Here is an 11,614-nt window from a genome sequence, read left to right as displayed (position 1 = left end):
GAGAGGGCTAGGGTGAGGGCATCAGGCCGTACTACACCACCCACTCGCTCCCTTCAGCCCCGTTCACCCGCAGCGTACGTTTTTCCCCCGCCGGTAACGACACCTTCAGCGCCTTCCACGCCGGACGATAATCCCCGCGCGCGTTGACCTTCAGGTTGATGGTTGCGCCATCACACTCCATTTCCCATTCCACCCACAGCGCGTTGCCGTTCCGGTAGCCCCAGCTTTCGCCGTCGTCCTCAAACAGCAGACCGGCGGTGGTGCCGACGCCTTTCACCGGGAACAGCTTCAGCTCACGGGTATCGTCTTTATCGGTACTCACGTGACGGATGCGCTCGCTGAGCGGCAAACCGGCCCCGGCGCGCACCAGCAGCGGCAGTTTTTCCAGCGGCGCGTCGCAGGTGATCCACTGTCCGCCGGAGAACCACGCGTGGGTGTAAAAATCGTACCAGCCGGTGTCGTTGTCCGGTAGCCAGACGCGGCGCTCGCGCTGCCCGGCTTCGACGACGCTTGCCACCAGCAGGTCGCGGCCCAGCAGGAAGTCATCGCACTCTTCAAACGTCTGCGCGTCGTGCTCGTGATCGAGGAAGGTCGGGCGCAGCATCGGCTCGTCGTCTGCGTGCGCCTGCCAAAGCAGGGTGTAGAGATACGGCAGCAGGCGATAGCGCAGTTCAATGGCGCTGCGGATCGCAGGGGTCACGCCCGGGTACATCCACGGCTCGTTCACGGTGCGATCGTCATTCCAGGAATGGATGGTGAAGCGCGGATGCATCACGCCGTTCTGCACCCAGCGCACGAACAGCTCGGCGTCCGGCTTATCACCAGAGAAACCGCCCACGTCGTGACCAACGTTGAACAGCCCGGACAGGCTCATGCCCAGCCCCATGCGGATGTTATAGCGCAGCGTGTCCCAGTTGGTGCGGTTGTCGCCGCTCCAGGTCTGAACGTAGCGCTGCATCCCGGCGCAGCCGGAGCGGGAGATCAGATACGGACGCTTCTCCGGCGCAAAACGCTGCTGCGCTTCCAGCGAGGCGCGCATCATCAGCAGCGGCATCACCGGGCGAATGTGCTTGATGGGGATCTCCTTGCCGAAACCATAGCAGCGCGCCTCCCCGTCCCACACTTCGTACTCGTTGTTGTCGTTCCAGGTGGAGTCGATGCCCATCTCCAGCAGCTGCGTGGTCACGCCGTTCTGCCACCACTGCACCGTCTGCGGGTTGGTGAAGTCGAGGTGCGAGCCTTCGTCATCCCAGAAGCTTGAACGTTCAGGCGCATCGGTTTCTGAATCACGAATGAACAGGCCGCGTTCCGCCACTTCGCCGTAGCGGGGATGATCCTGCAACAGGCACGGCTTGATGTTGGCCGCAAGCTTCAGCCCCGCATCGTGAAATGCCCGGCTCATCACCTTCGGCTGCGGCACCTTATCGTCGTTCCAGTTGAAGACGTAGCGCTTGCCGTTAATCGAGGTATAGCCGGAGGAGAGCTGGAACGAGTCGCACGGAATGGCATGCTCGTCGCACAGGCGGATGAAGTTCATCAGCTGGTTCTGGGCGTCCGGCGCGTCGGTGTAGTGCATGGTCGAGCCGCTGTAGCCCAGGCTCCATTTCGGCCCGAACAGCGTTTTCCCGGTCAGGCGCACGAAGGCTTTGGTGACGTCCAGCGCGCGCTTGCCGGTAAAGATGTAGTAGTCGATGTCGCCCGCTTCCGCCTGCCAGCGGCGATAGGCGGTATGATAGTTGTCGATCTCATTACCCAGATCCAGCCAGCAGCTGCTCAGGTTGTCGTAGAACAGGCCGTAGCTCACGTCATCGCGGCGGGTGAGGGTGAACGGGATGTGCTTGTACAGCGGATCGGTGCTGGCGGCGTTGTAGCCCATCGCGTCCAGGTTACGCATCTCATAGCGTTTGCCGTTGCGCTGTAAATCGCCCGCTTTCTCGCCCAGCCCGTAGAAACGCTCGTCCTTGCGGCGGCTGAGATAGTGCGCCACGCCGTCGCCGTGGGCGTTCAGCAGGTAGGCGCTGGTCGGGCGATCCTGGACCAGCGGCTGCCATTCGCCCGCGTCATTACGGTAGTGCCACTCCAGCCACAGGGGTTGGTGGACGGTTACGCGCAGCTGCTCGGTTGCCACCGTCACTGCGTTATCCTGCTGCGTCAGTGTCCAGGCCGGGCAGGAGAAACCGCTTATGTCATCACGACGGCGGCCTTCCCACGGCACGTCTTGTTCCGGGGCGATACTCCAGGTGCGGTCCAGCGCCAGCTCGCCTTTGCGTTTGATCAGCACGCGGAACAGGTTCTGTTCCAGCACGTACAGGCACAGGCGGTGCTGGTTATCTACCAGCAGTTCCAGATGATTCGCAGACTGCTTATCGACGATCCAGTTTTTCAGGGTTTTCATATGCAATACATCCACTATCAGGCGCGCTTGGCGCGACGTTCAGCAATAAATGCCACCAGGAAGAGAGCGCCAATCAGGTCAAAGAACCCCATGGCGATAAAGAGCGGGTTGAAGCCGATTTTGTCGGCGGTCACCCCGATTAATAGCGAGAACAGGAAGCTGGCGATCCACGCCGCCGAGCCGCGCATGCCGTTGACGGTCGCCATCTGGCCTTTGTCGAAGGACTCCACCACCAGCGCGCTCAGCATGCAGGAGATAATCTGGTGCCCGAAGCCGCCGATGGAGATCAGCACGATGGTGATATACGGGTCGCGGGTTACGGCGACGACCGCCAGTGAAATCATCAGAAACGCGCCTGTGACGGAGCTGGCCACCACCGAGTTCACGCGGGTGCAGCCGAACCAGCGGGTGTAGAGCCGAGTGAGGTAGCCGCTCGCCACGCTGCCGAGGTCGGCGGCGAGGAACGGCAGCCAGGCGAACATCGCGATCTGCTTTAAATCCATGCCGTGCTCTTTAGCGAGGTACAGCGGCACCCAGAAGCTCAGCACTGCCCAGGCCGGTTCCGCCATAAAGGCCGGAATTGCTATCCCGTAAAAACGTTTGTTCTTCGAGACGGTTTTCAGCGCGGTCAGAAAGGGCATTTTGACCGGTGCGGGTTCGTTATCCTGTTTGATAAACGCCAGCTCGTCGCGGCTCAGGTTCGGGTGCTGTTCCGGGTTGTGGTAGAACGCCCACCAGAGGATCACCCACAGCAGCGCCAGCACGCCGGTAAACATAAACGCGCCCTGCCAGCCAAACGAGGCGTGGGCAAAGTAGATGATAGGCGGGGCCAGCATGGCGCCAATGGAGAAGCCCACGCCCGCCCAGCCGGCGGCAACGGGACGCTCTGATTTCGGGAACCATTCACCGATGGTTTTGGCGTTCGCTGGCGTGGCGGCAGCCTCAGAAGCACCCATAAAGAAGCGCAGGATCGCGAGATGCAGCCAGCTTCCGGCGCCCGCGTGGAAAATGCACATCAGCGCCCAGATCCCGGCGCAGACCATAAAGCCAATCTTCAGGCCGATAACGTCGATCAGCCAGCCGCACAGGGGCTGGAAAATGGTGTAGGCAATCTGGAATGCGCCGACGATCCAGGAGTATTGCTCGGTGGTGATACCAAGGCTCTCCTTCAGCTCAGGGGCGAGAATACCTAACGAGTTACGGGTTATGTAGTTAACGGTCACGCCAAGAAGAAACAGCACCAGTACGTACCAGCGCAGGTTCTTAATGACGCGACGGGTTTTGCTTGTCGCAACGGTGTTATTGATGTCCTGACTCATTTTCTTCTCCACAAGACGGACGGTAGGGGACGTGGGTTCAGGTGTCACACAGCGTTATGCGTTTGAAAGTTATCTGTTTTAAAGTGTTAAGCTGCTATACAACTAGTATGGAAGTTGTGTGACAGGTTCACCTTAAGAGAGAAAATGAGCAGGGAATAGTGGATTTTGTGCAAACTTTCTCATAACTGAGGTTAGTTTTTCGGCATTATGGCGTTCAGCTAAGTTATTACCTGATAAAGATGCTGTGAAAATTTTTTCATTTCACATCTGGAGCCAGATCACAAAATGGATAAAAGGCTTAAAATCACCGAAATTGCCGCCCGTACCCAGCTCTCCATCAGCACCGTTTCTCGCGTGCTGGCGGGGAAGGCAAACACCAGCGAAAAGGCGCGGGCGAAGGTGCTGGCATGCGCGCGGGAACTGGGGGTAATGGACGGTATGGCCGCGGGGCGTCTGCTGTTAAATAGCCTGGTGGTTTTTGCCCCTCAGCGGGCGTTTGACGAGCGGTCCGACATCTTTTACTACCGCGTCATCCAGAGCGTCGGTAAAGGCCTGGCTTCGCACGAGGTTCGCCTGCGCTACTGCGCGCTGGAGGAGAACGACAGCGACGCGCAGCTGTTTCTGGCCCGGATGAACGAGCCGGATACCCAGGCGGCCATTCTGCTTGGTATCGACGATCCGCATATCCACGATCTGGCGGTTGACGTGGGTAAGCCCTGCATGCTGATTAACTGCCGGGACCGCCACATGCGCCTGCCTGCCGTTGCGCCGGATCATCGCGCCATTGGCGAGCGGGCGGCGGAGTACCTGTTCGAGAGGGGGCATCGCGAGGTGATGAACGTGCTCTGCCTGCGCCGGTACACCATGGAGCTGCGCCTGTCGGGGATCCGCGACGCGTGGCACGCCCATAACCTCAGGTTTAACGACAGGCGCGACCTGCTGGTGGTGCCGAGCTTTAGCGCCAGAGAGACCGAACAGCTGGTGAGCGAGTGGCTTCACCAGCAGACAGGGAAAGATCTGCCGACCGCGTTTCTGGTGGGCGGCGATTTTATGGCGGCAGGCACCATCAGCGCGCTGCAAAATCATGGTCTGCGCGTGCCGCAGGACGTCTCGGTGATGAGCATTGACGGTTTTAATCTGGCGGCGATTCAGGATGTGCCCTTAACGGCGGTGCATGTCCCGCGCGATGAGCTGGGAACCGAAGCGGTGCATATGCTCCAGCAGCGGCTGATGCGCCCGGACGCGCCGGTCGGAACATTATTGTTGAACGGCACGCTGGCCGTGCGGGAATCGGTACGGCGGATACGTCAGGGAAAACGACGAACCGCCGTTGAGCGGGAAGGGCTGTACGACAGTTAAGCCATGCCCAGCGCGCGCTTGCCGTGGACGTTCAGATCGTTCACGGTGAAACGGTCCTGCCAGCTTTTCTCATAATCCTCGCGCGGGAAATCGCCCGGTGACGCGCCGGTTTCCAGCGCTTCCTTGACCTTTTTCGCGTAGGCAAGGTTTTTCTCGCACATCGGCGCGGCAGGAATATACATCACGTTGCCCCAGCCCTGCTGATTGTCCACCGGCGCGACGGAGTGGATCACGTCGCAGTGCCACCAGACAGAATCACCGGCCTCCAGCGCCGGAATGCTGGACAATGCTTCGATCAGCAGCGGGTGCCACTTCTCAGAAATCGGCAGCACGCGCCCCGGCGCCACGCCGCAAAGCTCGTCTTCCGGCACGTCATCCAGCAGCGGACGCAGCAGAATGTACGCCATCGCTTCCGGGATCGGCACTACGTGCAGCAGCCCCTGTCCCGGGATCATGTCCGACAGCGCCGTCCAGCCCTGGAAGGTGCGGAACACCGAGCATTTGGTGGTGTTATCCACGGTGTACTCTTCCACTTCGGTACGGTGTGCGGCGTTCCACGGATCGTATTTCTCGACGTTGCCTTCAAACACGCGGGCAAAGACCTGCTGATAAGCGGGCAGCAGCCAGCGCTCCAGCGCGCCGGAATCGGTATGCGCACCCAGCCCTTTGGAGGTGGTTCCCGGCGGACGGCGGCGAATACGGTCCGGGTAAATCACGCTGACGTCAGGGTTAAACCACTGCTTGCCGTTGCTCTCGAATGTCCATAAACGGTTCAGGAACGACTGCACCTGCGCCATCTCTTCACTCTGGCGCGCCTGCATTTGCGCCTGGGACCAGTAGATCGGGTAAATCTCTGGACGGGAGGCGGTTAAGGTGCCGAAGAAGTTGTCGCCCGGTCCTTTGTACACCTCGTCAAATTTGTTCAGATCGAGGTAGTCGAGCATCGACTGATCCCATGCCAGCGCCTGCTCCCGCGGGAAGTGGCCTTTGATCACCGCGCAGCCGCGGCGTTTAACGGCTTCGCGCTGGGCGTCGGTAATCGTGCCGTTTTTCACATCTGCAAAGGGAATTACTGGCCAGACGGTTTCGCCTTTATTTTTCAGGGCGTTGATCTCCGCCACGCGGGTGGCGATTTTATCGCTGAGCTTGTCGAACACCGCCTGCACGTCGCCGATCTGCGCGCGTAACTCACGTTTTAACTGACGGATTGCCGCTTTGTGGTCCGCCGGCAAGGTTTCACTGGAAAAGGTCATAACTGCCTCGCGTCTTTCATTCGAAAGTAAAAGTGTCTACAAGTGATACTTTAAGTTAAAAATAAGTTAATGCAAGTTTAAAAACTTGACGCAAGCCACAGGACGGGAAAAGAGTGAGGAGCCGGAGCGAGGCTCCGGCGAGGAAAGGATCAGACGTCGAAAGGAGAGTGGTTGTCGAGCACGGCCTGAATCACGTTCAGCGCCCCCTGATGGTTGTTATCATCGGTACTGTAGCGGCTAATGTCTTTAATGCTCTGTGCCGCGTTGCCCATCGCAAAAGCGTATTTCACCAGCTTCAGCATTTCCGCATCGTTGCCGCTGTCGCCAATAGCCACGCACTCCTGCGGGGATATTTTCCAGCGTTTCAGCAGGCGGCTGATGCCGTTAGCTTTGTGCAGGCCGGGGATAATCAAATCGACAAAACCGAAGCCGCTGGTGACGGGCTTCATGATGCCGTCCAGCGAGACATGCAGTTTATCGACCAGGTTCGGGATATCGCTGTCCGGCAGGTTCAGGGAGAACTTAAATAGCACGTCGTCGATTTCGCGGTAATCGCTGATGCGCTTTAAGCGGTGATAATGCTTTGACATCAGCGCCACGAAGGCGTCCGGGGCTTTGTCGCTGACGTAGGCGCTCTCCAGCCCGCAGGCTACAAAGTTCAGCCCTTTATCCTTCAACAGTTCGCCAATAACGATCTGCGACTCATGGCGCGTCAGTTCGCCGTGGAAAATTTGCTCACCGTGATCGAAGACCAGCGCGCCGTTTTCCGCCACGAAGGAGATCTGCTCTTTCAGCTCCGGAAAGAAGGAGATGAGCTGGTAATACTGGTTGCCGCTGGCGACAACAAATTCAATATTGCGGGCGTTAAGCTGCTCAAACTGTGCCTGGAAGCGGTCACGATCGTACTGCTTGGCATCATCAAGGAAAGTTCCGTCCATATCGGTGACGATAACTTTAACGGTCATACTGTGCTCCTGGGTCACTGCGTTTTGAAACATTCTAATAACAAGGTGACGGGGAGCACAAATTTAATTTCGAATGAAAGTCAGAAAGCCGGGTGGCGGCTTCGCCTTACCCGGCCTACGGGGAGACTCTGTAGGCCCGGTAAGCGCAGCGCCACCGGGCGTTTTCTTACAGCGTATGCTCAGTACGGGCAATAATATCGTCCTGCGCATCCGGGGACAGGGCGGTGAAGAACGCCGAATATCCCGCTACGCGCACTACCAGGTCGCGGTACTGGTCAGGGTGTTTCTTCGCTTCCAGCAGCGTTTCGCGCGAGACGATGTTGTACTGAATATGCCAGCCTTTGTGTACCTCGAAGAAGGTGCGCAGCAGTACCATCAGCTTCTGACGGTCGCTGTCGTTTTCCAGCGTTGAGGGGTTCAGCTTCTGGTTAAGCAGCACCCCGCCGAGGATCGCTTCCGTAGGCAGTTTACCCACGGAGCCGATAACCGCCGTCGGGCCGAGGTGGTCCGTACCGGAGGCCGGGCTTGCCCCTTCCGCTAGCGGGGTGTGCGCTTTGCGTCCGTCCGGCGTCGCCATCGTCGCCGCGCCAAACGGCACGTTCGCGGAGATAGACGACGTGCCCGCGTAGTAGTTGCCGCCAATCGGGCCGCGGCCGTAGCGCGGGTTGTGGTACCGCTTCAGCTCTTCAATGTAGGTTTCGTAAGCACGGGTCAGCAGCATGTCCACGCTGTCGTCGTCGTTGCCGTACTTCGGCGCGCCGTTGATCAGGCGCTGGCGCAGCTGTTCATGGGTCAGCCCGTCGAAATCATCCGCCAGCGCCGCCGCCAGCTGCTGCTGCCCGATTACGCCCTGGTCAAACACCAGCTTCTTCACCGCCGCAAGGCTGTTGCCAAGGTTGGCGATCCCCACCTGTAGGCCGGAAACCCAGTCATACTTCGCGCCGCCCTGCTTGATGCTTTTCGCGCGTTCGATGCAGTCATCCACCAGCGCCGAGCAGAGAATATCGTGGACGTTCTCTTCCAGCATGGTGTCCACCACGTACTCAATCTCAATGGATTTACGGGTGTAGTAGCGGATCTGGTTATCCCACGCCGCCATCACCTCATCGAAATTGTCAAAGTTCCCGGCAGAGAGGGCTTTCTCCTGCGGCAGGAATACCTTGCCGCTGGTGGCGTCGCGACCGCCTTCCAGCGCCGCCAGCATCACGCGGGCAAAGTTGATAAAGCTCATGCCGGTGCAGCGGTAGCCCCATTTTCCGCCCACCGCGGTTTCGATGCAGCCAATTGCGGCGTAGTCATACGCATCGTCGCGCTCCACGCCAAGCTTGATAAATTCCGGGATCACGATTTCATCGTTGTTAAACGCCGGCATACCGAAGCCGCAGCGGATCACCTGCACGCAGGCGTCGAGGAAGTCGTTGCTCATGCCGGCGTGGTAGCGCACGCTCAGGTTTGGCTGGGTGGAGCGCAGACGGCCGCAGGATTCCAGAATGGCGTAAGAGAGCGGGTTTACCGCGTCCATCGGCTCGCCGTTAACCAGCTTCTGGCCGCCAATAGTGACGTTCTGATACAGCGGGCTGCCCGCCGAGGCTTTGGAGTGCGAGCCGGAGCGGATCTTGTTCACTTCCAGCAGCTTCAGCCAGCAGCTGTGCAGCAGCTCAATGGCGTGCTCGCGATCCAGGCTCTGGTCCAGCTCCACGTCGCGGCGATAGTACGGGTAAAGGTACTGGTCCATACGGGCGAAGGAAACGGAGTGACCGTTGGACTCAATTTGCAGGATCAACTGAATGAAGTAGCACAGCTGAAGCGCCTGCCAGAAGGTTTTTGGCGGTTCGTGGGCGATGACGTCGCAGTTTTCCGCTATCGCCAGCAGCTCGTCGCGGCGGCTGGCGCGGGTTTCCGTGGCAGCCATTTCACGCGCCAGATCGGCGAAGCGCGTGATGTGCAGGCTTACGGCTTCCAGCACGATATCAATCGCCTTCAGGAACTGGTCGCCGTGCAGATCGTCCAGCACCGTCAGGTTGATGCGCGAGCGGCGCTCGGCCACTTTCGCACGCAGCCCGTCGAGCCCTTTCTCCAGCACCAGCGGGAAATTCACCGCCAGGTGCGCGTCACCGGAGGTCATGTTGCCTTCCGCTTTGATGATGCCGGTTTCCAGCAGGCCTTTCTGCTCGTCGGTGAACATGCCGTAGCAGCGATCCTGCACCGTCTGGCCGCGCCACCACGGGCAGATCTCATGCAGAACACGTTTATTCTCTTCGCTCACCGCAAAACCAGCACCCGGACGGTCCGCCAGATCGTCAATCTCTTTCTCGATCCAGGAGACGGTATATTCCGGGAAGATCGGCGCGGCGCGGACTTCGCTGGCCTGGTTCCCGATAATCAGCTCGTCGTGCTTGATCCAGATGGTGCGTTTTGCCAGATGGTGGGCCAGGGCCAACGCACGACGTACCGGGATCGGCTTGTCCATGTGCTGCTGATACATTTCGGTGTAATGCTGCGCGCGCTCGGTACAGACCGGCGGCTTAACGATATGCACCAGCGCCGTTTTGTGCGCCTTGATGCGCTCGCTGAGGGTGTTGAGATTCAGGGTGGTCATAAGTTTATCCTCGTAAGGTCGCGGTTAACCCTTTCTGGCAGGCATACTGCTGTGCGAAGTCCAGTAGCGCAGGGTTATCCAGCGGTTTGTCAGGGGCAGAGTAGGGTTGGCCGAGCAGGGTGTATTTGTTCATGCCCAGCGTGTGATACGGCAGAAAATGAATATCCTCGACGCCGAGTTCGTCGGCGGCGAAATTGGTGATGGCGGTAACAGACGCTTCATCGGCGTTGAAGCCCTGAATCAGCGGCACGCGAATGGTGATGTTTTTCCCGGCGGCGGCCAGGCGCTTCAGGTTGTCCAGGATCCGTTTGGCCGAACCGTTGGTCCATTGTTTAAACACCTCGCTATCAACATGCTTGAGGTCGGCGAGGAACAGATCGACGAAGGGCAATGACGGTTCGAGGTAATGCCACGGTACGTGAAGGCAGGTTTCAACGGCGGTGTGGATCCCCTGCTCATGGCTGGCCTTAAGCAGGGCGTGCGCCAGGTCAGGATTCATAAACGGCTCGCCGCCGGAAAGGGTGATCCCGCCGCCGCTGCGGTCGTAGAAGGGCTTGTCGCGCAGCACGGTGGCCATGATCTCTTCCACCTGCTTGTCTTCCCCGCAGACGGTGAGCGCCTGGGGCGGACAGCAGTCGGTGAGGGCAGTGAGCGTCTCTTCGCTTAATTTTTCACGATGGATGACCAGTCCGTTCTGCGCACGTTCAATACACCCTGGCGCGGCCTGCTGGCACAGGTCACAACCGTCCAGGCACAGCCGTGCGTCAAACAGTACGTCCCGCGTGCGGGAGCGGCTTTCCGGGTTCTGGCACCAGCGACAGCCCAGCGAGCAGCCTTTCAGGAATACCACGGTTCGAATACCGGGGCCGTCGTGGGTGGAGTAACGCTGTACATTGAAGATCATTTTTTTGCCCTCTAATTACATATGAAGATTAAATTACTTTCGAATGAAAGTTATCTTGATGTGGGTCAATTCCTGAGCAGGTTTTCTCGTGATAGGGTAAGTGCAGGCTAATTTTGAGGGTGACATCATGGAACTTTATCTCGACACATCTGACGTTGCGGCAGTCAAAAAGCTGGCGCGCATCTTTCCGCTGGCAGGCGTGACCACCAATCCAAGCATTGTGGCGGCAGGGAAAACGCCCCTGGAAGAGCTGTTGCCCGCGCTGCACGACGCGCTGGGCGGCAAGGGCCGTCTGTTTGCTCAGGTAATGGCGACCACCGCCGAAGGGATGGTGGAAGACGCACGTAAGCTGCGCGCGATTGTTAACGACCTGGTGGTAAAAGTGCCCGTTACCGCTGAAGGTCTGGCGGCAATCAAAATGCTGAAAGTAGAAGGGATCCCGACGCTGGGTACCGCGGTATACGGCGCAGCGCAGGGGATGCTCTCCGCGCTGGCGGGAGCTGAGTATGTGGCTCCTTACGTGAACCGCGTGGACGCGCAGGGCGGGGACGGGATCCAGACGGTGGTCGAACTGCAACAGCTGCTGGCCCTGCACGCGCCGCAGTCAAAAGTGCTCGCCGCGAGCTTCAAAACGCCACGTCAGGCGCTGGACTGCCTGCTGGCGGGGTGCGAATCCATCACGCTACCGCTGGACGTGGCGCAGCAGTTTATTACCTCTCCGGCGGTGGACGCGGCGGTTGTGAAGTTTGAGCAGGACTGGCAGGGGGCGTTTGGACGGACGTCTATTTGATGCTGTTGCCGGGTGGCGCCGTTCGAGCCG

Annotated in this window: 8 protein-coding genes; 2 read left to right on the top strand and 6 right to left on the bottom strand. The window is 59.2% G+C overall.

Features of this window, described 5'->3' with window-relative positions; translation table 11 throughout:
- Positions 1 to 31: 31 nt before the first annotated feature.
- Positions 32 to 2,395: a glycoside hydrolase family 31 protein gene (locus A3466_RS02550; protein ID WP_063449265.1), complete on the bottom strand. Its 2,364-nt coding sequence runs from the start codon at positions 2,393 to 2,395 to the stop codon at positions 32 to 34.
- 17 nt (positions 2,396 to 2,412) lie between these two features.
- Positions 2,413 to 3,714, bottom strand: coding sequence for an MFS transporter (locus A3466_RS02545; RefSeq protein WP_063449264.1), 1,302 nt, complete (start codon positions 3,712 to 3,714; stop codon positions 2,413 to 2,415).
- A 285-nt stretch (positions 3,715 to 3,999) separates the two neighbouring features.
- Between A3466_RS02545 and A3466_RS02540 the strand changes: the two genes are divergently transcribed.
- On the top strand, positions 4,000 to 5,073 hold the full coding sequence (locus tag A3466_RS02540) for a LacI family DNA-binding transcriptional regulator (protein WP_063449263.1): 1,074 nt from the start codon (positions 4,000 to 4,002) through the stop codon (positions 5,071 to 5,073).
- Here the strand turns inward: A3466_RS02540 and A3466_RS02535 are convergent.
- From A3466_RS02535 to A3466_RS02520, 4 genes are all read right to left on the bottom strand, one after another.
- Positions 5,070 to 6,326, bottom strand: a complete 1,257-nt coding sequence (locus A3466_RS02535; protein ID WP_063449262.1) for a DUF1479 domain-containing protein — start codon at positions 6,324 to 6,326, stop codon at positions 5,070 to 5,072. The two genes, A3466_RS02540 and A3466_RS02535, sit on opposite strands and share 4 nt — an antisense overlap.
- A gap of 149 nt (positions 6,327 to 6,475) precedes the next feature.
- Positions 6,476 to 7,291 (bottom strand): Cof-type HAD-IIB family hydrolase, encoded by an 816-nt coding sequence (locus A3466_RS02530; protein WP_063449261.1) that lies wholly within the window; start codon positions 7,289 to 7,291, stop codon positions 6,476 to 6,478.
- 166 nt (positions 7,292 to 7,457) lie between these two features.
- Positions 7,458 to 9,890 carry a formate C-acetyltransferase/glycerol dehydratase family glycyl radical enzyme gene (locus tag A3466_RS02525; RefSeq protein WP_063449260.1) on the bottom strand — a complete coding sequence of 811 codons (2,433 nt, stop codon included), beginning with the start codon at positions 9,888 to 9,890 and terminating at the stop codon, positions 7,458 to 7,460.
- Positions 9,891 to 9,894: 4 nt separating this feature from the next.
- Complete coding sequence (locus A3466_RS02520; RefSeq protein ID WP_063449259.1) at positions 9,895 to 10,794, bottom strand: glycyl-radical enzyme activating protein; 900 nt, start codon at positions 10,792 to 10,794, stop codon at positions 9,895 to 9,897.
- A 127-nt stretch (positions 10,795 to 10,921) separates the two neighbouring features.
- Here A3466_RS02520 and fsa point away from each other — a divergent pair, with 127 nt between their 5' ends.
- Positions 10,922 to 11,584 (top strand): fructose-6-phosphate aldolase, encoded by a 663-nt coding sequence (gene fsa / locus A3466_RS02515; RefSeq protein WP_063449258.1) that lies wholly within the window; start codon positions 10,922 to 10,924, stop codon positions 11,582 to 11,584.
- Positions 11,585 to 11,614: the final 30 nt, after the last annotated feature.

The sequence above is a fragment of the Enterobacter genomosp. S genome (assembly GCF_001631805.1).
GTDB lineage: Bacteria > Pseudomonadota > Gammaproteobacteria > Enterobacterales > Enterobacteriaceae > Enterobacter > Enterobacter quasihormaechei.
Note: the sequence above shows the minus strand (reverse complement) of the source record. Positions and strands in the feature narration are given on the sequence as shown.

Bases quoted from the DNA above. Each gene is read 5' to 3' on its own strand.
- A3466_RS02525 (WP_063449260.1), bottom strand. From the start codon at position 9,890: ATGACCACCCTGAATCTCAACACCCTCAGCGAGCGCATCAAGGCGCAC.
- A3466_RS02550 (WP_063449265.1), bottom strand. From the start codon at position 2,395: ATGAAAACCCTGAAAAACTGGATCGTCGATAAGCAGTCTGCGAATCAT.
- A3466_RS02520 (WP_063449259.1), bottom strand. From the start codon at position 10,794: ATGATCTTCAATGTACAGCGTTACTCCACCCACGACGGCCCCGGTATT.
- A3466_RS02535 (WP_063449262.1), bottom strand. From the start codon at position 6,326: ATGACCTTTTCCAGTGAAACCTTGCCGGCGGACCACAAAGCGGCAATC.
- A3466_RS02545 (WP_063449264.1), bottom strand. From the start codon at position 3,714: ATGAGTCAGGACATCAATAACACCGTTGCGACAAGCAAAACCCGTCGC.
- fsa (WP_063449258.1), top strand. From the start codon at position 10,922: ATGGAACTTTATCTCGACACATCTGACGTTGCGGCAGTCAAAAAGCTG.
- A3466_RS02540 (WP_063449263.1), top strand. From the start codon at position 4,000: ATGGATAAAAGGCTTAAAATCACCGAAATTGCCGCCCGTACCCAGCTC.
- A3466_RS02530 (WP_063449261.1), bottom strand. From the start codon at position 7,291: ATGACCGTTAAAGTTATCGTCACCGATATGGACGGAACTTTCCTTGAT.